The organism is Acidilobus aceticus (assembly GCF_055392325.1).
The window spans coordinates 599801-625234 of record NZ_AP042407.1 but is presented as its reverse complement, the minus strand read 5'-3'; the positions used below and the strand labels follow the sequence as shown (position 1 = coordinate 625234).

Here is a 25434-nt window from a genome sequence, read left to right as displayed (position 1 = left end):
GGTTTCCCAGGAGGTCATATGTAGGCCTGAGTAAATAAGCGAATTGAGCAAGAACAAAAAAGACTCTGTATTTACATTTGGGTCATCCAAGTCGGGCCCCTCAGCCCTGGTACTGGCCAGGCGAGTAGCCTGGGGCCACGTCTGATATTGACAGCGGGTGCACTATCCAGTACTCGTTGACTATCTGCCACTGCATGGCGGTCGCGTTGTAGTTGTAGTAGAGCATCTCCGTCACGTTGAGCACCAGCTCAACCGGGTGCGGGTTGGACGCCGTTGGGTACGGGAACACCACGAACTGCAGCGGGGCCTTTACCATGGCCATGTCACCCTTGACCTGCACTGTCGGCGGCACCAGGGCGTACCAGACTACGTACTCATACATGTTGTCGAACTTTGTCCAGGTGGCGTTAATCGCTGATATACCGGTGTAGTTGCCGCTCAGGGGGCCTCCTATCCAGTGCAGCGTGGCGTTTGGAGCGTACTCAGTTATTATTAGGGAGGCGTTCTCTATTGCTATGTCGTTCCAGTGCGCGTAGGCCTGGGCGAGCGCCATCTGCTCCTCTATGTATGTCTGCGGCGGGTAGCCCGCTATCACGTCGCTGAGCGACAGCGGCTTGACTTTCCAGACCTCATGCGTTATCTGGAACTGGGCGGCTGACTCGTTGTAGACGTAGGTCAGTATCTCGGTCACGTTGAGCACCAGCGGGTGTATCGGAACTGCCGTAGGCGCCACGAAGAACTGGGCGTAGCCAGTCACGTTGTACTCCACTGGGCTTATCATGGTGACCGTCGGAGGCACTATGGTGTACCAGTAGACGGTCTCATACATGTTGAAGAACTTGTTCCAGGTTGCATTGATTGCGGGGATTCCCGTGTAAACTCCGCTCAGCGGTCCGCCGACCCAGTCAAGTGTCGCATCTGGGGCGTACTGCATGATAACAAGGCTGGGGCTCTCTATTGCAATGTCGTTCCAGTGGCTCATAGCGTCTGCAAGGATCGCGCTCTCGGCCAGCTGCTCCTGGCCTGGGTAGCCAGCTATTACGTCAGTAAGCGGTATGGGCTTGACCTTCCAGACCTCGTTCTCTATGAGGTAGCCGCTCGAAGTGTTAACGTAAGTCAGGACCTCTGTCACGTTGAGCACCAGCACGTTTATTGGTGCCGCCGTGGGCGCCACGAGGAACTGAACGTAGCCCGTGACGTTGTAGACGCCAGGCGACACAGGGGTGACAGTAGGAGGCACTATGGTGTACCAGTAGACGGTCTCATACATGTTGAAGAACTTGTTCCACGTCGCGTTAATAGCTGAGATGCCAGTATACACGCCGCTCAGGGGGCCTCCTATCCAGTGCAGCGTGGCGTTAGACAGGTACTGCGGGGCCACCAGGCTGGGGCTCTCTATTGCGATGTCGTTCCAGTGGCTCATGGCTGCGGCCAGGACCACGTCAGCCTGCTGGTTCTTGTACATGCTCTCAAGGGCTGAGTACATGTTCTGCAGCGAGGAGTACTCGCCCTTAAGCGATGAGTAGCTGGCGCTGAGGCTTGTGTAGCTTGTGTTTAGGCTGGAGTAGCTGCCCTTGAGCGAGGAATAGCTTGACTTTAGGCTGGAGTACTTTGAGGCAAGCGATGAGTACATGACCCCCAGGGCGCCGGCGACTATCACTAGCACTATAACCAGCGCCGAGAGGCCCGCTAGCTTTACGTCCACGGTCTCGCCTCAGGAGGTTTAGGCTAGATTAAAATTAAAATCACTTTTCCAAAATTATGTGCGATTCGTATACAAATCCTAAGCCTCTCCATTACGTTTTAAATTAGAAAATATTTTGTTTCAAAATAGAGTTACCTTAAATTAGTAATGCCCCACTGAACCCTGGGGTAACTGCTTGAGGGAGAGCGACTTCAGGGACCTGGAGCTGAAGCTCAGGCTGGACTCGGATTCAGCTGGCGTCAGCAGAATAGACTTTGAGGATGGCCTCGTAATCTACTCCGCCCTCTTCACCCACCTGAGCGGGGCCTCCGGAGCCAAGGTTCTTGACCTGGGCTCGGCCATGGGGTACTCAACGCTCTGGATATCTAAGGCCCTTGAGGACTCCTGCTCGGGCGAGTGCGACGTCGTCGCCGTTGAGCTCAGGGGCGACAGGGTCAAGGCTGCCCAGGAGTTCTTCAGGGACGTCAAGCTCGAGAAGGTTAAGGTGACGTTTATTGAGGGCAACGCCGTCAACGTGCTTGAGGGAGTTGATGATGAGAGCATAGACGCGGCCTTCGTTGATGTTCACGTGAGCCTCTACCCCAGGGTCGCCGAGCTCATGCTCAGGAAGCTCAAGAGGGGAGGCCTAGTCCTGTTCCACAACGCCATAAGGCCCCCGCCTCCGGCTGAGACCTTCCAGCAGCTCAGCGGCGCGGGCTGGAGGTACGCTGTGGTGCCCACGCTCGAGGGCGTCCTGATAGCGAGGAGGCCCTAAGCAAGGGCCATCAGCGCGTAAGCTCCAGCCGCCAGCATGACTGTTGAGAGCGCCAGAAGGAGGAGGCCGTACTTCCTGCCCGAGAGCCTCCTGCCCTGGTAGCCGAGGCCCGAGAGGAGGGTGAGCCATGCGTAGTCCATCCAAACGTGGCTCGGGTACATTATTGAGTACCCCACCACGAGGCCCATCGTGGACGCCGCCTCCACGAGCACAAGCCCTACCGTGAGCCACCACAGGAGGAAGAAGGGGTTAAGGGCCGTGAGGGCGAGGCCCGTAACGTAAGGCGTCGATGCAAGTGATACCTTCACCTCGGGGTCCCCGCCCCTGAGCATCCTCAAGCCATCAATGGCGGTGGCCGCGGAGAAGTAAACTATGAATGCCCCGAGCACCCCTCCAAGTGCGTACCTAACTATGCTAAGGCTGAGGGCCCACCTGAGCTCGTAGGCAGCAAGGCCTATCGCAACCACGAAGGGCAGCTCAAAGGTCATGTGGCCTGCGGCCATCTTAACCCCCGCCCTCCAGGATTGCCTAGCGCCGTTAACCACCGCCGCGGCCGAAAGGGGCCCAGGTGAAAGCGCTCCACTTGCAGACAGGGCCACGGTCAGACCTATGAGCTGGAGCGCCTGCAGCTCTAGCACCCCTGTTGGTGGGAAAGGCTTCACTATATAACCCTGAGTCCTTAAAGGCTCCCGCAGACGGTCTCGCCGTCAACTACTGAGGCCACTACCCTCAGCTCCTTGTCGAGGATTACTAGGTCGCCTCTCATGCCAGCCCTCAGCTCCCCAACCCCTTCCTTTAAGTGAGCCCCTATTGACATAGCTGGGTTCTGGGTGGCCGCCCCTACGGCGTCAGAGAGGTCAATCCCAACCCTGTAGAGGTTGGCCATATCAATCTCCAGCGTGGAGGCGCTCCCAGCTAACGTGTTAGAGCCCCTGATCCAGGCGGCCCCGCCCCTTGAGACCACGCTGAGGCCCCAGAACGAGTACTCCCCCTCGGGCAGTCCGGCCGCTGGCGTGGCGTCTGAGACTAGGACTAGCCTGCGAGGCCCGATAACCCTGTATGCAAGGAGTATAGCCTCAGGTGAGACGTGGACCAGGTCCCCTATCAGCTCAACGTAGGCGTCGCTGAGCAGCGCGGCGCCCACAGTCCCCGGCTCCCTGTGGTGGAAGGGCCTCATGGCGTCGAAGAGGTGCGTGAACTTGGTGGCCCCGGCCCTGAGGGCCTCCATGGCCTGGGAGAACGTCGCGTCGGTGTGGCCCAGCTGGACTGTGACCCCGCTGGAAGACAGCAGCCTTATAGCGTCTATGGCCCCTGGCAGCTCAGGCGCCATGGTGACCTCCCTTATCATGCCCCTGCACGAGGCGAGCAGCTCCCTAAGCTCCCCGAGGTCCGGGGCCCTGAGGTTCTCAGCGAGGTGAGCGCCGCGCCTTGCAGGGCTTATGTAGGGCCCCTCCAGGTGAAGCCCCAGGGCCCTGGCCGCGCCCCTCGGCCTGGAGTCCATGAAGCTGATTAGAGCCGTGCACGCCCTCTTTATGTCCTCGGGCGGAAGGCTAACGGTTGTCGGCACAAAGGAAGTCACGCCCCTGCAGGCGAGGAACTTGGCCATCCCCTCCAGGTCCCTTGACCTCAGGCTCATAACGTCGTGGCCGCCCGCGCCGTGTATGTGCACATCAACAAGGCCCGGGGCCACTAGGTGGCCCCTCACGTTGACGTCATCAGGCCCCTGCTCCGCGGGCTCGGGGCCGACGCCCGCCACCACCCCGTCAACTATCCTCACGAAGCCATCCGGTATGACCTCGCGCGGAGTTAATATCACGGCATGCCTCAGGGTCAAGCTGCCCATGGATCTAGCCCCCTTTATAGCTCCCACGGCCCAGATTACTTGGTGGAAGCTTGGGAGGAATATTCGCGTTCGCCTGCAGGTCGCCCAGGGACGGCTCAGCAATACTTGAGGGGCTTAGGAGGCTGACATACAGGGGCTATGACAGCGTCGGCGTGGCGTTCCTTGACGATAAAATTGAGGTCAAGAAGGCCATGGGCCCCGCCGACAGGAACCCTGGGCTGTTCTCGTTCACCTCGCGGGTGGCCCTGGGCCACACAAGGTACGCCACCAGGGGGTGGCCAACCGTCGAGAACGCCCACCCAATACTTGACTGCACCGGCAGGGTGGCCGTTGTAATGGATGGGGTCATAGACAACTACGAGCAGCTCCGCTCGTCGTTGGCCTCGAGGGGGCACAGGCTCGTGACAACCACGGACACCGAGGTCATACCGCACCTCCTCGAGGAGGGCAAGGGGCCCGGGGACCTTCTGAGCGCGCTCCGCGGCACGTTCTCGGCGGCCTACGTGAGGTCAGGCGACGAGAAGGTCTGGTTCGTGCAGGACGGCCAGCCCCTGGTTATAGGCAGGGGTCAGGACTGCCTGTACCTGGCCAGCGACCTGCCCAGCCTCTACGGCTTCGCCGATGAGGCGGTGATAGTGCCCGAGGGCTCCTACGGCTACATATCAGCTTCAGGCGAGCTCTCTGTCTTCAGCGCCGACGGTAGCCCTGTGCAGCAGCTTACCTCCAAGAGGGTCAAGTATGAGCCAGGCTCCCTTGACAAGGCCGGCTACCCGCACTACATGCTTAAGGAGATCTATGAGATACCTGAGGCCCTGGAGAGGACGACCCACTCGCTGATGGACAAGTACCTGAGGCTCTCTGGCATGATACTCTACGGCGCCAGGAGGGCCTTTATAATAGGCAACGGCACCAGCCTCCACGCGGGCATGGTCTCGGCCTACTACTTCTCGTCTCTCGGGGGCATGAGCATAGACGTCGTCAGCGCCGCCGAGTTCCCCTATTACGCGCTCGACAGCGTGGGCACGGGCACCGTTGTGCTGGCCGTCAGCCAGAGCGGCGAGACCAGCGACGTCATAAGGAGCGTCAAGATGGCCAAGCAGAGGGGGGCGGTGATAGTCGGGGTGACCAACGTCCTGGGCTCAAGGCTCGCCCTGGAGTCCAACGTCTACCTCCCAATAGGCGCTGGGCCTGAGCTCGCGGTGCCGGCCACTAAGACGTTCACGTCAACCCTCGTGGCCCTCATGCTGCTGGCGGCCCACGTGGGCCTCACTGCGGGCAGGCTCTCACAGGCGGAGCTAAACGAGCTCTACAACGACATAAGGTCCTTCTCCAGGTCCCTAGCCGAGGACATGCCAGCCATAGATGCGGCCGCGTCAAAGATAGCGGGGGAGCTGAGGGACTCCAGGGACGCCTACGTGGTGAGCAGCGGCATAACTTACCCCGTGGCCCTGGAGGGGGCCCTCAAGCTCAAGGAGGCCGCAATGCTCCACGCGGAGGGGGTTCAGCTCGGCGAGCTCAGGCACGGCCCCATGGTATTGGCAAGGGGCAACTACCCAATAATAGTCATAAAGCCCAGGGAGGAGGCCGCGGAGGAGCTCTACTCTAGGGTCATGTCAGAGCTGAGGGCCAGGGAGGCCAAGGTGATAGAGGTCTCCGACTCAACGCAGGCCGCCCTGCAGGCGCCCCGCGCGCCGAGGCCTGAGCTTTACCCAATAGCTGCTGTAGCGCCGCTTCAGCTCCTTGCATACAGGGTGGGCTTTGAGAGGGGGCTGCCCATAGACTCGCCGCCAGGCCTGGCCAAGGCTATAACTACGTGAACAGCTCGCTGTACACATTTTATTATCAATCAATGTCTATTTTTACTGATTCATTAATACGAATAACTGTTTAAAAGTGCTGAAACAGTACACCTGGGCTGGGAGAGAGATAATGTCGACCATAAGGCACGAGAACAGGAGCTCCGCCAGGATAGTGAGGTCGCCGCACGGGCAGCAGGACTCCCTGCAGATGAGCTTCCTGGTGCAGAGCGGACTCTACAGGTTCACGAGGTAACTTCCTTTTTGCTCAGAAAAGCTTCCCAGGGTTTAGTATGCCCCTCGGGTCAAAGGCTGCCTTGATGGACCTCATCAGCTCGAGCTGCCTGTCGCCCACCGCCCTCCTGAGCGCCTCCCTCTTTATCACGCCAATGCCGTGCTCAGCGCTCACAGCACCTCCCAGCCTCAACGCTATGTCAACAACGTCGTCAAACCACTGCAGGGCGACCTTAGTAGACTCAGGGTCCGTGGGGTCAAAGCCTATGGCTGGGTGCAGGTTGCCGTCGCCAATGTGGCCCCCCAGGGACGAGGTCAGGCCGTACTTGTCGTCAAGGGCCCTGAGCTCCCTTATGGCCTCCGGCACCCTTGACGGGGGCACGACTATGTCCTCTATGAGGAGCTGGAAGGGCCTCTCAGGCCTCCTGAACATGTTGACCTGGGCTGGGAAGAGGGACCTCCTGAGCTGGTAGAGGGGCTCGGCGTCCTTATCGTTATCAGCCGTGTAGACGTTCCTGGCCCCCGAGGACCTCATGACGCCCTCAAGCCACCTGAGGTGCCTCTCCGAGCTCTCCGGCGTGCTCTCAAGGCTCGCCAGGAACATGTTACCGCTGGCCTCGAAGGGGAGGCTCACGGCCTGCGAGGCCAGCCTAACAGTAGGCGCGTCCATGAACTCGGCTATGTAGGGCTGCACCCTGCTGGTCTTAATAGCCATGTAAGCCTTCATCAGCGAGCCTATGTCGTCAAAGAAGGCAAGCGCCGTCACCACCTTCTCGGGCAGCGGCGCTATCCTGAGGGCAGCCCTAGTCACGACGGCCAGCGTGCCCTCACTGCCAACTATGAGCCTTACCAGGTCGTAGCCCTCCCTGCACTTAACTGTGCGGCACCCGAGCCAGAGCCTCGTGCCGGACTCGTCGGCCAGAACCACCTCAAGGCCGTTGACCCAGTCCCTCATGGTGCCGTACTTTGCCCCCCTCATGCCGCCGGCCCCGTTGTTTATAGCCCCTCCCACGGTTGCAACCGCCTGGCTGGCCGGGTCGACTGGAAACATGTAGCCAACCTTTGAGAGCTCGACGTTCAGGTCGTCTATCCTGACCCCAGGCTCAACGTCAGCGACGGAGTCCGCCAGGCTGACGTCAAGTATTGACGACATCCTCTCAAGGCTTAGCACGAGCCCTCCCTTCAAGGGTACCGCGTTTCCCGAGAGGCTGCTCGAGCTTCCCTGCGGGTATATCGGGACCTCATAGGAGTAGCTGGTCGCCACTACCCTGCTGACCTCGTCAGGCGTGGAGGGGAAGACGACTGCGTTGGCCTGGTGGGCCAGCCCGTCAGGCTCCCTTGAGTACAGCATCACCACGTTGGGGTCAGTTATAACTTTGTCGTCGCCGAGTTCATCCCTTAGCAGCCTGACAGCCTCGCCTACCTTGTCTTCCAACCGCTGCACCAGGTACCTTAGGCTTAATAATGGCAATAAGCCTAGCGCTCGAGGGAAAAGGGCTTGGGGCTCCCAGGAGCTGATATAATGAAGCTTGTGGACCACACCATCCTCAAGCCGTACTCTACGAAGGAGGACGTGAGGAGGGTGTTCCAGGAGGCAGTAAGCTTTGGCTGCTACTCAATATGCGTCAACCCCGTTTACGTGGGCTTCGCCAGGAGCCTCGTGGACGACTCCGGGGCCAACCTGAGGGTCTGCTCAGTCATAGACTTCCCATTCGGGGCCATGGACACGGAGTCCAGGGTTGAGGCGATAGCCAGGGCCGCGGCCAACGGAGCTGACGAGGTAGATATAGTTGCCCCCATCACACTAGTGAAGTCCGGCCGCTGGGCTGAGGTCACCAGGGACCTGAGCAGGGTCGTCAGGGCCGCCCACGGCGAGGGCCTCGTGATAAAGGTAATCGTTGAGGACGCCTACACCACCAGGGATGAGAAGCTTAAGCTCTACGAGATCGTGGCCACCTCGGGGGCCGACTTCATAAAGACCGGCACGGGCTTTGAGGACAGGGAGTACGCGTCGTCGATAGGCAACAGGCCAGGGGCCCAGGCTGATAACGTGAGGCTCATGGCTGAGGTTGCCAACAAGTACAACCCCTCGCTTGGAATAAAGGCGGCCGGAGGCATAAGGACCCTGAGGCAGGTCCAGGAGCTTCTTGAGGCCTCCGGCAGGCCCCCGGACCCCTCAAAGTTTAGGATTGGCACGAGCGCGGCGGCCTCCATATGGAGAGACATCAGCTCAGGCAGGGCCTGAGCCTTTAATTATCCCGGCTGCCTTCAGAGCCTTCATCAGCAGGGGAGCGGCCGCTATTATCACGTCGTCTATCATTGAGACTCCAACGGTTCCCGCCAGCGAGGCCAGGGAAACGTGGTGAGTCGCCAACACCCAGGCCAGGGACGCAAGAAACGCCAGGCCCTGGACCACATACATAACCTTACCCGGCTTCCGTCGTTTCAACTCTGGAGGATCACCCGCTTACCCCTATACTTGTTTAGGACGGGTTAAAAAGTTTAACTGAGCTTAAAGAATTATGGCGTCGTCACTCAGGACCCTGACGCCGCTGGACCAGCCCCTCTTTGAAAGTGCGCCTACCCTAAGCAGCTCCTCTACGGCCTGAGTTAGCTGGGGAAGGCTGGCCCCTAGCCTGTCGACAAGCCTCCATATGGCATCGCTTGCCGTCTTAACCTCCTCCTTACGTATTACGCCCCTTGAGACCAGCTCAGGCGCCACGGAGACAAAGACTGCCTTAAGGTAGTCCTCGGGGCCTATGGAGCTCAGCGCCTCTACATAATACTTGCCCAGTGGCCTCAGGTCGTCCTCGCTCAGGAGCCCCTCCTTGAGCAGGGCCACGGCCACTGGCCAGGCGGCCATCCTGACCTGCAGGCTCCTTGAGGACAGCATTGATAGGAGCCTCGCCCTGTTAGCTATCACCTTTGCCTTCACGTCATCCGCTGACAGGTTCTTAACGGCCTCGCCCCACGCCTTAACTGCTATGCTGTCGTCCTGGTAGTCTAACAGGTCCAGGTAGCTTGGAAGCTCCAAAGCAGGTGTCCCGTGTGTTGTAAAGGCAGCGAATCCTTTAAAACTAATGTACTAATTAATTTAGTTTATAAAAATCTATTGATACTTCTTTTTTCAGGATAGCGGCCTGTAGGATGGCCTTGATGGTATGGCCGACAGCGAGTCCGTGGACTTCATCCTCACGTCATAGCCCTTGAAGGCCCACCACAGGGCTCCGGCCAGCCCGACAAGCTCCATGACAAGTCCGTAGAGCGCGAAATCGAGTTCCGAGAAGTTGTACGTAACGTAAGTGGAGGCCGTGAAAGCGCTCATCGCCACGGCCCTAACGGAGCCCACCATGAAGGCCCTCCTCTCAGTTGGGAAGAGCAGGGGCTCGTATATAGTTCTGGCAAACCAGGTAAATGTTATGAAGAAGAGGTTAGTGAAGGTCAGGGCGTAAAATATGGTGGCGTTATCAAGGCCTAAAGCCACATAGAGCAGCACCGGTATAAAGCTTAGCGATGCCAGTGCGAAGGACAGCAGGCTGTAGCTCCTGGTGTTGATTTTCTCTATGAAAAGCGGGACTACCAGGCCGGCCGCTGCGGCGCCTAGATTAGCATAGAACATTACCAGGTACAGCTGCGGTGGCTTGAAGTAATAGTCTGCCAGCACAAACGCCATGAGCGACCAGGTCAGGTAGTTCGCGATGCTCCACGACGTGAGCACCAGGAACCTTGACTTCACGCCCAGCCTGTTGTTTACTTCCTCGACCTTCACGCCGGGGTCCTCAGTGAAGTTGACTTTCTTCACCTCCCTCTCAGCGACGTTGGCCAGCCCCCTGGCTGTGAGCCACCTTATGGACTCCGGCATCATGAGTCTGATGACTATGGCGGCGACGAGCCCTCCCACAGCTATGCCTACTATTGATATTGCGTCGACGACAGGGGCATGAGGGCCCAGGAAGTAAGTCAAGTATATAGCTGCGGCGCCCGCCGCGGCCCCTATGTTCTCAAAGTTAGGGCTCAGGATCAGGCTCTTCTGCCTCCACTTGACTGGCATGATCTCCGCCAGGAGCGCCAGCCCCACGGGCACCTCGCCTTCAACGCCAATCATGGAGAGCGCGTAGGCCGCCAGGAAAATGACCATCTGCCGGAGGCCAGGCTTAAGCAGCAACAGGTCCAACACTATTACAGCACTTCCTATTCCATAGAGGCTCATGGTTATTATGTACATGTTCTTCCTGCCGAGGGACTGGTCCGAGATCCATGGAAGCAATAGGTCGCCCAGCAGGGGCGCCGCGGCAACCACCACTATGTAGTAGACGTTGTTATAACTTGGGTAAACAGAGAATGCCAGCGCGTTAATTATGCCCCATATGAAGAAGCCTATCGCCGTTGAGGCAAATATTAGCGTGTGGGCCCTCCCCCAGCGGGCCCTGTCTATTAGGCCTCCAAGGTCCTCGGGCAAGCCTGCCACCATTAAGAACAGCTGTTCTTAATTATATAAAAGCGTTCTTAAGCATGCTAAAGGCCCACCAAAAGCCCTGCCGCTTACGGCTAGCCGATAAAAGCATGACTATAAGGACCTTTCTTTAAAACCTCAAACAGGTACATCTTCATCAACGGTGATACCAACGCTGGAGGTTGTCCTAGGAAGCTCAAGGTACTACGCGTGCGAGGTCTGCGGAATGATATATGCCGACAGCGACACCGCCAGGAGCTGCGAGTCGTGGTGCTCTGCCCACGGATCCTGTAACATGGAGATAACCAAGAGGGCCATAGGTAAGATAAGGAGGGCCGGGCTGAGGCTTAGGTAAGCGGAGTTAACCGTTTTTCTTCAAACGCCCAAGCCTCCCTGGGACCTGGAGTGCCTGACAGGTACGTGACCGTTGGAGGAGTTAAGGTTCACTACATAGAGGAGGGCTCCGGCACCCCTGTTGTCATGATGCCGGGAGCAGCCTACAACGCCAGGACGTGGGTACAGGTGGGCCTAGTTAAGGCTGTTGCCGACGCCGGCTTCAGGGCCATATCCGTTGACCCTCCTGGACAGGGCGAGACTCCTCAGGGCAAGTATGGCTTTGGGGGAGGCCTGAAGTTCCTGGAGGACTTCCTGCCCATGGTTAACTTCAACGCGGGGGTGCTGCTGGGCGCGAGCCTTGGAGGCAACACAGTTGCAACCTACGCCCTGGCCCACCCCGACAAGGTGCTCGGCCTGGTCCTGGTGGGCGCCGTGGACCTGGTGAGGCACGGGCCTCAGTTCAAGGTGCTGACCGGCAGGCCGATACTGCTCATATGGGGCAAACACGACGACGTGTCACCAGTAGACAACGCAGAGGCCGTCATGAGCAGGGTCAACACGGCCGAGCTGGTCAGGATAGGTGAGAGGCACGCCTGCTACCTTGACGACCCTCAGGGCTTTGTACAGACCGTCGTTGAGTTCTTGAAGAGCAGGGTAGCGCAGGCCTGAACCTTATTAATAAGTTTTTGCACCTCAAACGTCCTTTAGCCCTCCCGGCTCAGAGCTCTGTGGCTGAGTCCTGGTGTCAGAGCCAAGGGCTGAGATCCTGCAGGCGAAGGAGGACAAACGCGAGAGGCTCAGCCTCCGCGAGCTCTTCTTCCTATCGTTCGGAGGCCAGGCGCCCCTTATATCGCTGCTCACGTTCGGGACAGCCATGGTTATACTTGCAGGAGAGGCCGCACCCCTGGCCATGCTCATAGCCACAGCCGTGGTCAGCATAAACGGCCTCGTAGTTTACTTCATGAGCAGGAGGTTCAAGAGGGGAGGGGGCTATTACGTCTACGCCTACTACTCCCTAACTCCAAACCTCGGCCTTAACGCGGGCTGGACCTACGTGGCTTACGCCATAGCCTACGGCGGCACCCTGCTCGCAGGAGGCGCCTACGTGCTTCAGCAGGGCGTTGGCAATGTAGTGCCCCAGTGGGCCTTCGCGCTCCTAGTGAGCTCCGCGGCGGCCACGGTCGTGATGTTAGGCATAAGGTACTCCGCCAAGTACGCCGAGGCCGTCTCCATAGCGGAGATGATCATAATTGTGACGCTTTCAGTGGTCTTCCTCAGGGACTCGGGCTGGAGGCTCTACGACCCGTTCAGGTTCGGGCTGAGCTCGACGCTCCTTGCGGCCACCCTACTAGGGCTTGGGATACCGACGGGCTACGGCTCCATAGCGCCCCTCGGCAGCGACGCTGAGTCCAGGAGCATAGGTAAGGCCGCCATCATGGTTGTCCTCTACGGTGGCCTGCTGGCCTCCCTGTTCCTCTACTCGCTCGAGGCCATGAAGTTCTCAGGGAACCTGGTGGAGTACTCGCTCCACAGGTTTGGCCTCTACAGCCTGGTGCCGCTGGCGATCATAGCTATAAATGACGGCGCCCTCGGCGGAGTCTCGTACATGCTTGCGCTCTCAAGGACCATAGAGGCCATGGCCCTGGACGGCTACATGCCAAGGTCGCTTTCAGCCAGGGCCAGGGGCAGGCCCCTCTACGCCGAGGCCATGGCTGCCGCGCTCTTCGTCGCAGTTCTCACCCTACTGGCCTATCGGCTTGGGCTCTTCTACACTTTCGTCGCGCTCGGCTCCCTTGCAGGCATGTTCAACCTGTTCATACACTCCTCCGCTAACTTCTCCCTGGCCAGGCTCTCCGCCAGGAGGGCCCTCAAGCACCTGCATGAGCTCATTATAGGGCTCCTCGGCGCCTCCCTCAGCATCTTCGTGCTCCTCTACTCGCTTCCCAGCGTCAACAAGTACGTGGTCTACGTCTTCATGGGCTGGATAATCCTCGGCTTCTTCTACGCCGAGATATTAGACATGCTGGGGAGTGAGCGGCCTGGAAGGCGGTCGATTTCAAGAAACCCCGTAAGAGGGCACCTGGGCCGCGCCCGCGGGTGAACATTTATAACTTCCGCCTGTTACCCACTTCTGTGGGAGGTGAAGGAACTAAGACATACAGAAAAAGTTCCGGCCTCCTCATACATGAAGGTTTTTGAAGGCCTTAAAACTGCACCCCTCACCCCTTCGCCTTCTCCTTTGCCTCCTTCATCAGCTGCCTTAGCATGTAGTGCAGTATGCCTCCGTGCCTTATGTACTCGACCTCTATCGGCGTGTCGACCCTGGACTTGGCCTTAAACTCTATGACTCTGCCGTCGGGCTTCACGGCCCTTATGGTCAGTATCTTGCCTGGGGTCAGGTCGGAGAGCCCTATTATATCGTAGGTCTCGCTGCCGTCAAGTCCCAGCTCGTCTGGACCCTCGTTAGGCATGAACTCTATGGGCACTATTCCCATGCCTACCAGGTTGCTCCTGTGAATCCTCTCGAAGCTCTTAGCTATGACGGCCCTGACGCCCAGCAGGTAGGGTCCCTTGGCGGCCCAGTCCCTGCTGCTTCCCATGCCGTACTGGCTCCTGCCCAGGACTATGACTGGTATGCCCGCCTCCCTGTACTTCATTGCAGCGTCAAACACGTGCATGACCTCCTTTGTGGGCCAGTATATGGTGTAGCCTCCGGTCCTGTCCGGGGTCAGCAGGTTCTTGAACTTGGGGTTGTCGAAGGTGCACCTCATCATGACCTCGTGGTTGCCCCTCCTGCTCCCGCACGTGTTGAGCTCCTCAGGCCTCACTCCCAGGCTGAGCAGGTACTGGCCGGCCTTTGAGGTCGGGCTTATGGCCCCGGCTGGGCTTATGTGGTCCGTGCTTATCCTGTCCGGGGCGTAGATGAGCACCCTGGCCCCCTTTATGTCCTTGAGCGGCTCGGGGTTCTCAGTCATCCCCTCGAAGAATGGGGGCCTCTTGAGGTAGGTGCTCTTGGGGTCCCACTGGAACGTCGGCGTCGCGGGCGCCTCTAGCTTCACCCACTCCTCGGTGCCCTCAAATATGTCACTGTACTTCTCCTGGAACTCCTTCGGGTCAAGGGCCCCCTGCACGTACTTGGCCACCTCCTCGGCCGAGGGCCATATGTCCCTCAGGTACACGGGCTCGCCGTTGGGATCGTAGCCGAGCGGCTCCCTGTCGAAGTCTATGTCTATCCTGCCGGCTATGGCGTATGCGACGACCAGCGGCGGCGAGGCCAGGAAGGCGCCGGTGGCGAGCGGGTGTATCCTTCCCTCGAAGTTCCTGTTGCCGCTGAGCACCGCAGCCGTGTAGACCTTCTCGGACCTTATGAAGTCCTCAACCTCCTTCCTGAGCGGCCCCGTGTTGCCTATGCAGACAGTGCAGCCGTAGCCGGTTATGTGGAAGCCCAGGGCCTCGAGGTAAGGCATGAGGCCCAGCCTTGTCAGGTACTCGGTGACCACCCTGCTTCCCGGGGCGTTGCTGGTCTTAACCCACGGCCTCACCCTTAGGCCGCGCTGAACCGCGTTCCTGGCCAGGAGGCCAGCGGCTATCATGTTGGTTGGGTTGCTGGTGTTGGTGCAGCTCGTTATGGCGGCAATTATTACCATGCCGTCGCCCACGTCGTAGGTCTCACCGTCTATTGTGAGCTTAGAAGTCTTCCTCTGCCTGTTCTGTGACTTAGCATATGACTCTATTATTGTGTTGAGCTGCTGCTTGGCGGAGCTCAGGGGTATCCTGTCCTCAGGATGCGCTGGTCCAGCTATGGCTGGCTCTATCTTGCCCAGGTCTATCTCTATGAGCTGGCTGTAGGATGGCTGAGGGGCGTTCTCGTCGTGCCAGAGGCCCACCCTCTTGGCATACTCCTCCACGAAGCTCACGTGCCTCGGATCCCTCCCGCTCATGGCCAGGTAGCTTATGGTGACCTCGTCGATTGGGAAGTAGCCCATGGTGGCTCCGTACTCAGGCGCCATGTTAGCTATGGTTGCCCTGTCAGGGACGCTCAGGTACTTTATGCCTGGGCCGAAGAACTCGACAAACTTGCCTACGACATTTGCCTTCCTCAGGGTCTCCGTTATGTAGAGCACTATGTCCGTTGGCGTGACGCCCTCCCTCGGCTTACCCACGAGCTTAACTCCGACTACCGGGGGCACCAGCATGTAGTACGGCTGGCCGAGGACCACCGCCTCCGCCTCTATGCCTCCAACGCCCCAGCCGAGCACCCCGAGGCCGTTTATCATGGTCGTGTGGCTGTCGGTGCCGAGGACGCTGTCAGGGTAGGCCGTGAGGCCTCTGCGCCTGTCGTTCCCTATCCATACCACCTTAGCGAGGTACTCGAGGTTAACCTGGTGAATTATTCCCTTGCCCGGGGGCACGACCCTCAGGTTCTGGAATGACTTCTGAGCCCACTTGAGGAACCTGTACCTCTCTGAGTTTCTCTCAAACTCCTTCTCCATGTTCTTCTTCAGGGCGAGGCTGGTGCCGTAGTAGTCTACCTGGACGCTGTGGTCAATCACAAGGTCCACGGGTATGAGCGGGTTGACCATGTTGGGGTCGTAGCCCATCTGGGCAAACTGGTCCCTCATGGCAGCCAGGTCCACTATGGCCGGGACCCCTGTGAGGTCCTGCATTATCACCCTTGCAGGCAGGAGCGGTATCTCGACCTTTCCCGCGTTCTCCTTCCAATTAAATATGGTCTTTAGGTCCTCGTCCCTCACCACAAAGCCGTCGTAGTTTCTAACTATGTTCTCCAGCAGGACCCTTATTGAGTACGGCATCTCGCTGACCTTTACTATGCCCTTCTCCTCGAGCCTGCGGAGGTTCACTATTGTCACTGGGCCGGCGTACGAGTCCATCTTTTCAAAGGCTACGCTTATGTCCTGCGTGCTCAAGCTTCAGCCCCCTCCTAACCTAGGCATCTGGATTTTTAGCTATTGCATCTAGGCGTGAACTTACAGGCCCAGGACATGAGGGCGGCTGTGATAGGGGCCGGCTTCTCGGGGCTGATGTTTGCCCTGTCGCTGGCCCAGGGCGGAGTGAACGTTGACCTATACGAGGAGCATAACAGGGTCGGCTACCCTGAGCACTGCACGGGGCTCGTGTCTAAGGCCACCCAGGACATGATAGGCCGCCCCGCCCTGCGCTCCGAGCTGGGAACCATAGGGAGCTTCGTCATAGCTGGCCCCAGGCTGTCCCTCAGGCTCAGGGCCTCGCAGCCCATAGTTAAGCTCGACAGGGTGAGGCTTGAGGAGCTCATGCTTGAGGAGGCAGAGGCTGAAGGCGTGAACTTCATCAGCGGGGCCAAGGTTAGGCCCCTGCCCTCGGGCGAGGTGCTGCCCTCCGGCAGGAGCTATGACGTCATTGTGCTAGCCGAGGGCTTTAACGGCCGCCTGAGGGGACCCCTAGGCATAGGGTTCTCGGGTCACCCCCTCTTCGGGGTCAACGCCGAGTTCGAGGGGGGCGGGGAAGCTGACTTCGTGGCCAGGTTCGACAGGTCCACGTCAGACGGCTTCTTTTCGTGGAAGGTCTCCGTAGATGGCCTCACCGTAGTAGGGACCGCCTCGAGGGACCCAAGGGGCCTCGGTAGGCTGCTGGAGGAGTCCATGAGGGTTCACGGGGCTGAGGGAAAGCCGCTGAAGACATATGGAGGGCCCATATTGACGGGCCCGATGCCAAGGAGGGTGAGGCTGGGCAGGGTGATAGCCGTCGGCGACGCCGCCTCTATGAACAAGCCGCTCACGGGTGGGGGGCTTTACCCATCAGCGGCCGCCGCCCGAAGAGCGCAGGCCCTCATTAATGCCGGGGCCAGGCCCGCTGACGCCGTAGAGGAGGCAGTGCTGGGCGTGCTTAAAGTCTTGAGGAGAACATACAGGCTCTCCAGGCTACTTCATGGGAGGCCGGAGGCCGTTGACGTGCTGATAAGGGCCGCCACGGACTCAGGGCTTGCAGAGAGGGTCTCGGGCAGGATAGACTATGACGTCCATGATAGCCTCTTCAGGGAGTCCATTAAGTCGTGGCGTTTTTACCTGGCCGCAGCTGATACTGTTATAACCAGCCCCGTGACGTCGCTTAGGCTTCTGGCCTCGCTGCTTGCTGACATGATCTAACCATTGCTAACTAACACGTCTGCAAGCTTTCCTATGGACTTAATCACTAGATCTACCGCCTGTTCAAGGTCACCTGGCTGAACTTCAAGTGAAACCACGTTGTTGCTCCTCTGGCTCTTTCCGCCCACGTTGAGCCCTTTGGAGCGGAGCTCCTCTATGAGTGGCTTGGCCTGGGCAAGCCCCCTGACGTAGATCCTGCCCGTGGCGCCCTCCTCTACTGAATAAACTACCACTATCTTGCCGGCGTTCTCCCTTGCCAGCTGCCTGGCCAGCATGCCTGTTATCTTATACTTCGTGGTGACCCCGAAGGCCAGCACCCTTCCGTTGAGCTCCTCCTTCCTTGAGGCGGCCGAGCGGGCCCTGCTCAGCTCCTCCTCCACTGCCTCCCTGGCGTTGGTCATGCGAGGGTCGCTCAGTATGGCCTCGCATGGGTCAGCCCCGCCATAGGCGAGCGAGTAGGCGAGGCCGTCTATTACATCCTTTAGCTTCGCCGCCTCAGCCGCCCATATCTGCATGGCGCAGTTCCTTATCAGCTCCGAGTCCTCCTTCACGTCAAGCCCTACCTCCTCCATGTATGCCCTGTACACCCTGTTGTTGACGGAGTCGTCCCACAGGTCGCCATATATGCTCATAGCTACCAGCATGGGATCGTAGAAGCCTAGGGCGTCAGCTATGACGTGGGCTGCGCTGGGCCAGAGGCCGTTGGGGTCGCCCTCGGCGGCGGGGTTGTAATAGTAGAAGTTCGGGACCCTTGGGTAGGTGGTGGTGTGGTGGTCAACCGCCACCACAGGCCTTCCCCCTATGGCGGTCACAAGTGACGCGTAGACCTCCGGGGGAGCATTATAATCTAGAACTAGCACCACGTCCTTGTTGGCCGCCAGCTTAGATACCTGCTCCACGAAGTCCCTGGGCGGCCTGTAAGTGAAGGGAGGCACCACGAAGATGGCCCCAGGCCCCACGAACTGGGCCACGGTCACCGCGGAGGCTATGCCATCGGCGTCCCAGTGGTGTATTATCAGGGGCTCCACGTCGGCTAACAGGGAGGCCAGGGAGTTCCTGCTGAGGCTCATCAGTTGCACCCTGAGCTGCAGAGCTGAAGCACGTACTCGGCTATCTCCCTAGCCTTCGTCTCCGCGTCCGGGTCCTCGGACCTCCTCAGTATAACTTCTATGTTATCAACTAGTGACTTCATGCTGTTCCCCTGCGGCCCCTCCCTGACGGCCGCCTGGACGAAGGTCTCTAGCTCCATCAGCGTGAACGGGTCCGCGTAGGCATTGTACTTGGTGAACGCCTTCCTGAGCGCGTCGTGAACCCTCAAGCTAGCTCCCTGATCCCAGGTGGAGGGGGAGGAAAAATGAGTAAGCCTATGCCTCCCCCTTGAACTTGGACTCAACCACGACGTTCCTTATGGCCGTTACTGGGTACTGGCCCTTCTCGTCCTTCTCGTAAGCCTTAACCATGTCCCATATGGCCAGCAGGCCCGCCATGACGCCCGCCAGGGCGTCCATCTCGACGCCCGTCTCGGCCTTGGTCTTAACCGTCACCCTCAGCCTGACGCTGTTCTCGGTGTAGTCGAAGCTCACGTCAACGCCAGTTATAGGTATCGGGTGAGCTAACGGTATTATCTTTGAGGAGTCCTTGGCAGCCATGATGGCCGCGACCGAGGCCACCGCCTCAACGTTGCCCTTCTCAACGAGGCCCTCCCTGATCCTCCTCACCGTCTCGGGCCTGAGCACTATCTCGCCGGAGGCGGTGGCCTCCCTGTAGACTACAGGCTTGTTTGTGACGTCAACCATGTGAGCCACTGAGGTCGCCCGAGGAGGCGTACACGGTTGAAGTTAAATCAGCTTACACGAGCTCAGAGGCTCTCCAGCTGCCTCAGGACCTCGCTGAGCCCGCTGACCTTGGGGTCCCTGAGGTCAACCATGAACATCCTCAGCCTGCCGTATCTCCTTTCCTGAACTATGCCCATCTTGACCAGCTCCTCAAGGTGCTTCTCGACGAGCCTGTGGTTGAGCCCCGACTCCCTGACTATCCTCGTTATGTTTGCCTGGCCCTCGTTCAGGAGCACCTTAAGCACCTTCACCCTCCCTCTGCTGGAGAGAAGGTCCTCCACCTTCAAGTCCCACACCTCATGGCGATATCCTTGGGCCGCCGACCCTGTCCATTATTATGGACTCGACGACCTCCCTGAGCCTGTCAGCAGGGATCTCAGGTGGGAGCCTCACCATGGTGGTCCTGCCCCTCTGGGGCAGGTTGGTCACCCTGGACTCCAGGAGGCCCAGGTTTGAGAGGTCCTTGAGGTACTCGTAGAACTGCGTGTGCCTCCTGGGCTCCTCCCCGTAGGCCCTGGCGAGGCTCTCGTACTCGCCCTTTATCTCCCCAGTGGAGAGCCAGCCCCCCTTGGCTGCTATGAGGGTTGAGATGGCCAGCAGTATGAGCAGCTCGTGAATGTTCAGGGACCTCATGACGTCAAGCGGCACGTTTGATATGGCGTCAGTGCTTATGGCCCTCCTGACGTGCTCCTCAGTTATCCTGATGGCTCCTTCGGCCTCAGCCATCTCGGCTGCCATCCTGAGCGCAAGTATAGCCCTCCTGGCGCTGCCGTCGCCTCCCTTGGTCTCTGAGTAGCCGTAGTAGTCAGCTATCATGTCAATTATGTCGTGGCTCCACGCGCTATCGGCGAGGCCCAGGGATGCCCTCTGCTCGAGTATGGCCCTCAGCTCGTCGGCCGTGTAAGGCTTTAGGTAGACCTTAAAGCCTATCTGGGACTCGACCTGCGGTATCCTCTCCTTCATGTAACTGAGCACCTTGAAGTCCTGCGAGACCAGGAGGAAGTTGAGCCTGTTCACGTTGTCCTTAGGTGGTATCTCCTCGTAGACCCTGAGCAGCATATAGAGGTCCTCGTTGCTGACCCTCGTTGACATGAGCAGCGACTGGAACTCGTCCAGGACCACGAGGGCGTAGGAGTCCTTTATGTAAAGGTAGTCCGTTATAGCCTTAAGCATCTCTATGGCCGCTGTCCCCCTGACCGGCACATTTATGCCAAGCTCCGATACTATGCCTGAGAGTATCTGGTGCACGCTGGGGGCGCCGTAGACGTTTATGTAGACAGGCCTAAGGTTAACGCCCCTCCTCCTGAGGTGCTCCTGGAGGGCGTGCGCTACATATTTCGCCAGCGTGGTCTTGCCTATGCCAACCCTTCCTATGGAGCCATATATAACCGTTATGTCCGTGGCCCCTGGCCCCTCGCTGAACCTTGACGTGTACCTGTTCAGCAGCATTTCCGCCTCCTTGTCCCTGACCGGCAGTATGTCGGGCACGTAGGTCTCCTCGAACACCCTCCTGTCCGTGAATATCCTTCCTCCCATCAAGGCCTGTCCTCCGGCCGGCTAGGGTACTTTCATACCTTCTATTAACGGAAGAGGAGCTGAGCTTATTAAGGGAACCTGCTAGCTCCGCGCGTGCGCCTCGCGGACCTTCCCTCTCAGGGTAATACTGGAACTAGGACGGCGCAGTGAGGCCCACAGCTGCGCCACTCCCCAACTGATATGAGCAGGCAGTCCCCAACGCTCTCCACTACAACCTTGAGGTTGGCCTCCCTGCCGCGGAGCGCCACGCCGGCGACCCTTAAGGCCTCCTTAACGGCGCCCTCGCTGACCCTGCCCTTAAGTGGTACCCTTACCTTGAGCTCCAGGCCCGCCGAAAGCCCCTTGGGCACAAGCCTTGCCATCGCCTCGCCCAGCCTCTCAGGCGTCGAACACGCAAGCACTGGGACGACCCTGGCTATGAAGGCATGTTGATACAGGAGGAACTGCCTCGCGATCTCGTCAGGGCTGAGGCTTGAGTAGACCTCCACGACCCCCCTGTAGCCCGTGGCCTCAAACCTGGCCGAGGGGTCCCTCGCGACCACGGTGTCCATGAGCTCCTCGAGGGCCCAGGAGTCCCTCCCTGGAAGCGAGGTGACGACTAGCCTTGGGCACCTGTCGCAGTAGCTGATGGGCAGTACTGCCTCAGGGGGCACTCCGAGCACCTTGGGTTCCTGGCCGTGCAGTAGGCCCTGCCGAAGGCTATTAATAGCCTGTGAGCCTCGTCAGACCTCTCTGGCCCAAAGAAGTTAAGCAGCGCCCCTGAGACCTCCTCATAGCTTGCCCCCTTCCTTGTAAGCCCCCACCTGGCCGCTATCCTCTTGGCGTGCGTGTCCACCGCAAACCTCGGCACCTTCCTGTAGAGCGAGAGGAACACGTCAACAGTCTTCGAGCCGATGCCCCTTATTGAGAGCAGGGCCCTCTCGACCTCATTAATGTCGCCGTGCTCAAGGAAATCAACTCCCCTCTCAAGCGCAAGCCTAGCGAGCTCCTTTATGGCTCTGGCCTTCTGCCTAACCATCCCTGCCCTCCTAATTACCTGCTCCAGACCATCGCCTAGGGCAAGTATCCTCGCCGGGTCCAAGCCCGTGGCCCTTTTGAGGTCATCATATGCAGCTATTGAGTTTCTGTCGTTCGAGTTCTGGCTTAATATTATTGCGACCAGGAGGGCGAAGGGGCCGTCGGGGAGGCTGTGGAGCGCTGTAAAGTCCTCCTGCCTCACTGTGACGCTCCCCTTAAGTATGTTGTAAACTGTAATGCCGTCAGCTGATATGACCTTCGGCCTCTCCCCCAAGGCTGTCCCCTTAGCCTCGTCTAAGTTAAAGTTAAAACTTTAAGGAACACCTGGCACCTGAGAGTCATGATAGAGCTGATAGTACAGCCCGTGGGCAGGACTAGGCCTGAGGACGCGGTCTTCGTGGGCTCCGAAATAGCGAAGCACTTCCCGGTGAGGTTAAGCGCCGTGCCCTCCATGTGGCCGCTTCAGCCCCCCGCATCTGCCTATGACTGGAGCAGGATGCAGTACAGGGCTGATGAGGTCAACGCGTGGCTTCACAGGAACCTTGAGCCGCTCCTCAAGGGAGGGAGGTTAGCGCTGGGCCTCGTGGGGGCGGACGCCTACGTGCCTGGCCTTAACTTCGTCTTTGGCCTCGCTGACCCAAACCTTGGAGTTGCCACCGTCTACACCGCAAGGCTTGAGTCCGAGGACCACGGCAAGTACCTGGGGAGGCTCCTCAAGGAGTCCGTTCACGAGGTGGGCCACCTGCTTGGCCTTGGACACTGCAGCAACAGGTCGTGCGTCATGTCGTTCAGCAACTCGCTGGAGGACGTCGACCTTAAGTCCGCGTACTTCTGCGACGACTGCAAGCTTAAGCTCAGGTCCCTTCACCCATCGGACTAGATGTCCACGACAAAGCGAAGCCTCCAGCACCCGTCCTCCTCCCTGAAGTCCATCTGCGAGTAGGTCATCGCCTTTACTATGGTCCTCTGCTCGTGCCTTGACGGGTCGAACCTCTCGCCCCAGACCCTGGCTACGAGCCGCGTGCCGTCCTCGCTGAGGTCGCACACCCTGAATATGCTGAAGACCAAGCCGTCGGCGTCGGTGCTGACCAGGAGCTGCTCGATCCACCTGTAAATGGTGTTGTAGAGGTCCATCCCGTTAACCTCTATGTCGACGTGAGTCAGCGGCCTGACCTTCGACGTGTCAGTCATGATCTCGTAGACAGCCAGCCCCGCCTGCTCAAGGGCCTCCTCCTTGGTCCTGCCCCTGGCCTCTATGAGCACGTCAGCCGTGTGATCCAGGAAGTCATAGCCGGGACAGCCCTGCAACACTCCCACCCTGCCGCAAACTTATTACTTCGCTGCAAATGTAAAAGGCTTTAGAGGAAGGGGCTTGGCTGAGGCACTAAACATAGTTGGAGCGGGCCCTGCAGGCGCCTCTGCGGCGTACGCGGCCTCAAAGCTTGGCTTCAGGGCAGTTGTCTACGAGGCTAACCCAAGGCCGGCTGTTAAGCCATGCGGGAGGGGCATACCAACGCTTTCTAACCTGCCCTTCGATGTCCCCAAGGAAAGGGTCATAGCTGACATAAAGGGCGCCGTCCTCTATGTTGACGGGGTTAAGTCCGTTGAGGTCAGGGACACCGTCAGGGGGTACATAGTTGACAAGGAGGGCATGATACGTGATGTAATAGCCTCCTCCGGGGCCGAGCTGTACACTTCGTCGCCTTACAACGCCTCAAACGGCACAGTTAAGGTGAACGGCCAGGTCAGGGAGGTCAGGACGGGCCTCCTGGCGGGCGGCGTTGCCTTCTACGATGGCGAGAAGATTTATGGGGTTCAGGCCATAGTCAGGGCGCCCAAGCTTGAGTCCATGGATTACCTTTACATAGACTTTGACACGAGCCTGATAGGCTACTACTGGATATTCCCTGCCGAGGAGGGCGTTGAAGTCGGCGTGGGCGGCTTTGAGTCACCGCAGAGGCTCAGGGAGCTCTTGGAAAGGTACATTGAGAAGCATAAGGAAATGCTGGGCAGCTACTCAATACTCTCGATAGCCGGGGCCCCCATAGCAGTGGGAGGGGTGTCCACGGGGAGCGTCAGAGGGCTCTTCAAGGTCGGCGAGGCGGCCGGCTTCGTCCTTCCCCTAACTGGGGAGGGCATTAGGCCCTCGGCTATATCAGGCTACGAGGCCGCCAGGGCTTACCTCACAGGCCTTGACGTTAATAGTGTGCTCGAGTCCCTTAACATATCGAGGGTAGTTAGGATCCACAGGTCCATACTTAAGGCGCTTAAGGGCATGAGTCCGGAGAGGAGGAGGGATTTCATGTTTGAGATACCCGCAGCCGTTCATGAGGAGGTGGCCCTGGGCACCATGAACATTAACAGGATAGTAAAGGCCCTCGCCTCAAAGCCTCTCCTTGCAGCTAAGATAATGAAGTATATTATGATTAGCTGACAATATTAACTGCCTGAAGGCTAGTAGGCCTGTCGGCGAGAGGGCTTGAGAAGGCAGGCGACCCCCGTAGTTGACGAGAGGGACCTCCAGCTCATAAAGTACCTGGAGGAGGACGGAAGGATGCCGTGGAGCGAGATAGCCTCGAAGATGGAGGTCAGCGAGGCAACTGTCTACCTGAGGGTCAAGAAGCTGGTCAGCGAGGGGGTCATAAAGGGGTTCACGGTAAATGTTGAGCCCTCAAAGCTTGGCCTTGAGGCCTCGGCCTACTTCCTAGTAAAGGCCAGGGCCGACAGCCTGGGCAAAGTGAGGGAGCTCCTCAGAAGCCTTAACTATGTAGTTGAGGCATATGAAACTAGCGGGCCCTACAACTTCCTTGTCAAGGTGCTGGCGCCGACCCAGAGGGACCTGTCAGCGGCCCTGGACGGCATAGCTTCTGCGCCCGGTGTGATAGAGGTCTCCTCGATAATGGTAATAAATGAGCTGAAGAGGGTCTCGAGCGTCGCCAGCGTCTACGAGAGCTGGTCAGAAAAGCCTTAAAGCTAAGCGACTAGTTTGCTGAGGGGTTCCAGGCTTGACAAGCCGCGACGTAACGATATATTTTCACCCCTCCTGCGAGACCAGCCATGAAGTGATAACCGGGCTCCGCAGGGCTGGGGCCCTGGGCAGGGTCAGGCTTGTGAGGCTGGGCTCCCTTGAGGCCGTCAGGCTAGGCGTCCTCAGCGTGCCCTGGGTGACGGTCGGTGACGAGCCTGCGGCTACTGACCCTGTGAGCGCCGAGGAGGTCATTGACATAGTTAACGGTTCTAAGGTAGACCCAGGGGACCCTGTCGAGGCCTTCATGAACTCGGTCCTTCACAGCTCCCTTGCATCGGCGGTTGCCATACTTCACGGCTCCCTTGCCCCCGTGGCCGTCAGGGAGCTGGTCAGCGCCGCCGTGAGGTCTCCCGTGAGCGGCGTGAGGCCTGAGCAGGTTATAGGCGAAGTGATTAGAAAGGACAGGGAGCTTTTCGCTGAGTGGCGCGACAAGCTGAGGAGGGCGCTGTCGATCAGCTTCGTCAGGGAGCTCTACTGGGCCTCCGGCGGCGCCTTAAGCCCCCAACTTGTCAGGGAGCTTTCAAGGCCTGAGGTGGTAGGCCTGTGGCTGCTCGGCAAGGGCAGCCTTGGGAGGTCCGCGCTCCCTTACAACCCTAAGGGCTCCGCGTCTGAGGACGTAGAGTGGATTGCCGAGTTCGTCTCAAGGACCGCCAGCGGGCTCCTTGAAAAGGTCAGGGAGGAGCAGGAGGGCATATACTCTGACAAAGAGTACATGGAGGTCGTGAGCTCAGCCAGCGGGCCGAGCGGGCCCTGA

Annotated in this window: 28 protein-coding genes; 12 read left to right on the top strand and 16 right to left on the bottom strand. The window is 59.0% G+C overall.

From position 1 onward, the window contains the following. Positions 1–100: 100 nt before the first annotated feature. On the bottom strand, positions 101–1705 hold the full coding sequence (locus tag ACZ5OO_RS03355; RefSeq protein ID WP_464078469.1) for a hypothetical protein: 1605 nt from the start codon (positions 1703–1705) through the stop codon (positions 101–103). Positions 1706–1880: 175 nt separating this feature from the next. Between ACZ5OO_RS03355 and ACZ5OO_RS03350 the strand changes: the two genes are divergently transcribed. Beyond that, positions 1881–2459 carry an O-methyltransferase gene (locus ACZ5OO_RS03350; RefSeq protein WP_013267260.1) on the top strand — a complete coding sequence of 193 codons (579 nt, stop codon included), beginning with the start codon at positions 1881–1883 and terminating at the stop codon, positions 2457–2459. Here ACZ5OO_RS03350 and ACZ5OO_RS03345 read toward each other — a convergent pair. After that, on the bottom strand, positions 2456–3097 hold the full coding sequence (locus tag ACZ5OO_RS03345) for a LysE family transporter (RefSeq protein WP_464078468.1): 642 nt from the start codon (positions 3095–3097) through the stop codon (positions 2456–2458). The two genes, ACZ5OO_RS03350 and ACZ5OO_RS03345, sit on opposite strands and share 4 nt — an antisense overlap. A gap of 41 nt (positions 3098–3138) precedes the next feature. After that, complete coding sequence (gene nagA, locus ACZ5OO_RS03340; RefSeq protein ID WP_464078467.1) at positions 3139–4302, bottom strand: N-acetylglucosamine-6-phosphate deacetylase; 1164 nt, start codon at positions 4300–4302, stop codon at positions 3139–3141. A 50-nt stretch (positions 4303–4352) separates the two neighbouring features. Here nagA and glmS point away from each other — a divergent pair, with 50 nt between their 5' ends. Continuing rightward, a complete protein-coding gene (gene glmS / locus ACZ5OO_RS03335; protein WP_464078466.1) occupies positions 4353–6119 on the top strand; it encodes a glutamine--fructose-6-phosphate transaminase (isomerizing) in 1767 nt (588 codons plus the stop codon). A 76-nt stretch (positions 6120–6195) separates the two neighbouring features. After that, positions 6196–6354 carry a hypothetical protein gene (locus ACZ5OO_RS03330; RefSeq protein ID WP_464078465.1) on the top strand — a complete coding sequence of 53 codons (159 nt, stop codon included), beginning with the start codon at positions 6196–6198 and terminating at the stop codon, positions 6352–6354. A gap of 12 nt (positions 6355–6366) precedes the next feature. Here the strand turns inward: ACZ5OO_RS03330 and ACZ5OO_RS03325 are convergent, their stop codons facing one another. Further along, positions 6367–7776 (bottom strand): FAD-binding oxidoreductase, encoded by a 1410-nt coding sequence (locus tag ACZ5OO_RS03325; RefSeq protein ID WP_464078464.1) that lies wholly within the window; start codon positions 7774–7776, stop codon positions 6367–6369. Positions 7777–7830: 54 nt separating this feature from the next. Here ACZ5OO_RS03325 and deoC point away from each other — a divergent pair, with 54 nt between their 5' ends. Further along, positions 7831–8577 carry a deoxyribose-phosphate aldolase gene (deoC, locus tag ACZ5OO_RS03320; RefSeq protein ID WP_464078463.1) on the top strand — a complete coding sequence of 249 codons (747 nt, stop codon included), beginning with the start codon at positions 7831–7833 and terminating at the stop codon, positions 8575–8577. On the opposite strand, the gene ACZ5OO_RS03315 is transcribed toward deoC, so the two are convergent. The 3 genes from ACZ5OO_RS03315 to ACZ5OO_RS03305 form a co-directional block, all read right to left on the bottom strand. Beyond that, complete coding sequence (locus ACZ5OO_RS03315) at positions 8563–8754, bottom strand: hypothetical protein (RefSeq protein WP_464078462.1); 192 nt, start codon at positions 8752–8754, stop codon at positions 8563–8565. The two genes, deoC and ACZ5OO_RS03315, sit on opposite strands and share 15 nt — an antisense overlap. Positions 8755–8844: 90 nt before the next feature. Continuing rightward, complete coding sequence (locus ACZ5OO_RS03310; protein ID WP_464078461.1) at positions 8845–9366, bottom strand: hypothetical protein; 522 nt, start codon at positions 9364–9366, stop codon at positions 8845–8847. Positions 9367–9459: 93 nt separating this feature from the next. After that, positions 9460–10803 carry an MFS transporter gene (locus tag ACZ5OO_RS03305; RefSeq protein WP_464078460.1) on the bottom strand — a complete coding sequence of 448 codons (1344 nt, stop codon included), beginning with the start codon at positions 10801–10803 and terminating at the stop codon, positions 9460–9462. Between the two features lie 145 nt (positions 10804–10948). Between ACZ5OO_RS03305 and ACZ5OO_RS03300 the strand changes: the two genes are divergently transcribed. From ACZ5OO_RS03300 to ACZ5OO_RS03290, 3 genes are all read left to right on the top strand, one after another. Continuing rightward, positions 10949–11140 (top strand): DUF7128 family protein, encoded by a 192-nt coding sequence (locus ACZ5OO_RS03300; protein ID WP_464078459.1) that lies wholly within the window; start codon positions 10949–10951, stop codon positions 11138–11140. A 50-nt stretch (positions 11141–11190) separates the two neighbouring features. Next, positions 11191–11790 (top strand): alpha/beta fold hydrolase, encoded by a 600-nt coding sequence (locus ACZ5OO_RS03295; RefSeq protein WP_013267249.1) that lies wholly within the window; start codon positions 11191–11193, stop codon positions 11788–11790. A 73-nt stretch (positions 11791–11863) separates the two neighbouring features. After that, on the top strand, positions 11864–13222 hold the full coding sequence (locus ACZ5OO_RS03290) for an APC family permease (RefSeq protein ID WP_464078458.1): 1359 nt from the start codon (positions 11864–11866) through the stop codon (positions 13220–13222). Positions 13223–13340: 118 nt separating this feature from the next. On the opposite strand, the gene acnA is transcribed toward ACZ5OO_RS03290, so the two are convergent. Then, positions 13341–16013 (bottom strand): aconitate hydratase AcnA, encoded by a 2673-nt coding sequence (acnA, locus tag ACZ5OO_RS03285; protein ID WP_464078549.1) that lies wholly within the window; start codon positions 16011–16013, stop codon positions 13341–13343. A 90-nt stretch (positions 16014–16103) separates the two neighbouring features. On the opposite strand from acnA, the gene ACZ5OO_RS03280 reads away from it, so the two are divergent. Next, complete coding sequence (locus tag ACZ5OO_RS03280) at positions 16104–17264, top strand: NAD(P)-binding protein (protein WP_464078457.1); 1161 nt, start codon at positions 16104–16106, stop codon at positions 17262–17264. Here the strand turns inward: ACZ5OO_RS03280 and ACZ5OO_RS03275 are convergent. The 7 genes from ACZ5OO_RS03275 to ACZ5OO_RS03245 form a co-directional block, all read right to left on the bottom strand. Further along, on the bottom strand, positions 17261–18334 hold the full coding sequence (locus tag ACZ5OO_RS03275; RefSeq protein WP_464078456.1) for a hypothetical protein: 1074 nt from the start codon (positions 18332–18334) through the stop codon (positions 17261–17263). The two genes, ACZ5OO_RS03280 and ACZ5OO_RS03275, sit on opposite strands and share 4 nt — an antisense overlap. Further along, positions 18334–18582, bottom strand: coding sequence for a hypothetical protein (locus tag ACZ5OO_RS03270; protein WP_013267244.1), 249 nt, complete (start codon positions 18580–18582; stop codon positions 18334–18336). Before ACZ5OO_RS03270 ends, ACZ5OO_RS03275 begins: the two co-directional genes overlap by 1 nt. A 46-nt stretch (positions 18583–18628) precedes the next feature. After that, positions 18629–19060, bottom strand: a complete 432-nt coding sequence (moaC, locus tag ACZ5OO_RS03265; protein WP_013267243.1) for a cyclic pyranopterin monophosphate synthase MoaC — start codon at positions 19058–19060, stop codon at positions 18629–18631. Positions 19061–19122: 62 nt separating this feature from the next. Then, a complete protein-coding gene (locus tag ACZ5OO_RS03260) occupies positions 19123–19380 on the bottom strand; it encodes a helix-turn-helix domain-containing protein (RefSeq protein WP_148217299.1) in 258 nt (85 codons plus the stop codon). 16 nt (positions 19381–19396) lie between these two features. Beyond that, positions 19397–20635 carry a Cdc6/Cdc18 family protein gene (locus ACZ5OO_RS03255; RefSeq protein ID WP_464078455.1) on the bottom strand — a complete coding sequence of 413 codons (1239 nt, stop codon included), beginning with the start codon at positions 20633–20635 and terminating at the stop codon, positions 19397–19399. Between the two features lie 116 nt (positions 20636–20751). After that, entirely contained in the window at positions 20752–21288 is a 537-nt protein-coding gene (locus ACZ5OO_RS03250) for a hypothetical protein (protein ID WP_048812881.1), read from the bottom strand. Then, positions 21234–21926 carry an endonuclease III domain-containing protein gene (locus tag ACZ5OO_RS03245; protein WP_464078454.1) on the bottom strand — a complete coding sequence of 231 codons (693 nt, stop codon included), beginning with the start codon at positions 21924–21926 and terminating at the stop codon, positions 21234–21236. The genes ACZ5OO_RS03250 and ACZ5OO_RS03245 overlap by 55 nt, the downstream gene beginning before the upstream one ends. Before the next feature lie 66 nt (positions 21927–21992). Between ACZ5OO_RS03245 and ACZ5OO_RS03240 the strand changes: the two genes are divergently transcribed. Continuing rightward, positions 21993–22532: an archaemetzincin family Zn-dependent metalloprotease gene (locus ACZ5OO_RS03240; RefSeq protein WP_464078453.1), complete on the top strand. Its 540-nt coding sequence runs from the start codon at positions 21993–21995 to the stop codon at positions 22530–22532. Here ACZ5OO_RS03240 and ACZ5OO_RS03235 read toward each other — a convergent pair. Then, complete coding sequence (locus ACZ5OO_RS03235; protein WP_013267237.1) at positions 22529–22969, bottom strand: archease; 441 nt, start codon at positions 22967–22969, stop codon at positions 22529–22531. The genes ACZ5OO_RS03240 and ACZ5OO_RS03235 overlap by 4 nt on opposite strands. Positions 22970–23024: 55 nt before the next feature. On the opposite strand from ACZ5OO_RS03235, the gene ACZ5OO_RS03230 reads away from it, so the two are divergent. From ACZ5OO_RS03230 to ACZ5OO_RS03220, 3 genes are read left to right on the top strand one after another with little or no spacing between them, the layout of a single operon-like run. Further along, positions 23025–24086, top strand: a complete 1062-nt coding sequence (locus tag ACZ5OO_RS03230) for an NAD(P)-binding protein (RefSeq protein ID WP_464078452.1) — start codon at positions 23025–23027, stop codon at positions 24084–24086. A 45-nt stretch (positions 24087–24131) separates the two neighbouring features. Further along, positions 24132–24623, top strand: a complete 492-nt coding sequence (locus ACZ5OO_RS03225) for an Lrp/AsnC family transcriptional regulator (protein WP_013267235.1) — start codon at positions 24132–24134, stop codon at positions 24621–24623. Between the two features lie 34 nt (positions 24624–24657). Further along, positions 24658–25434, top strand: a complete 777-nt coding sequence (locus tag ACZ5OO_RS03220; RefSeq protein ID WP_048812880.1) for a hypothetical protein — start codon at positions 24658–24660, stop codon at positions 25432–25434.

Coding starts and splice junctions, on each gene's coding strand:
- nagA (WP_464078467.1), bottom strand. CDS start 4,302: ATGGGCAGCTTGACCCTGAGGCATGCCGTGATATTAACTCCGCGCGAG.
- ACZ5OO_RS03315 (WP_464078462.1), bottom strand. CDS start 8,754: ATGTATGTGGTCCAGGGCCTGGCGTTTCTTGCGTCCCTGGCCTGGGTG.
- ACZ5OO_RS03305 (WP_464078460.1), bottom strand. CDS start 10,803: ATGGTGGCAGGCTTGCCCGAGGACCTTGGAGGCCTAATAGACAGGGCC.
- acnA (WP_464078549.1), bottom strand. CDS start 16,013: ATGGACTCGTACGCCGGCCCAGTGACAATAGTGAACCTCCGCAGGCTC.
- ACZ5OO_RS03275 (WP_464078456.1), bottom strand. CDS start 18,334: ATGAGCCTCAGCAGGAACTCCCTGGCCTCCCTGTTAGCCGACGTGGAG.
- moaC (WP_013267243.1), bottom strand. CDS start 19,060: ATGGTTGACGTCACAAACAAGCCTGTAGTCTACAGGGAGGCCACCGCC.
- ACZ5OO_RS03255 (WP_464078455.1), bottom strand. CDS start 20,635: ATGGGAGGAAGGATATTCACGGACAGGAGGGTGTTCGAGGAGACCTAC.
- ACZ5OO_RS03240 (WP_464078453.1), top strand. CDS start 21,993: ATGATAGAGCTGATAGTACAGCCCGTGGGCAGGACTAGGCCTGAGGAC.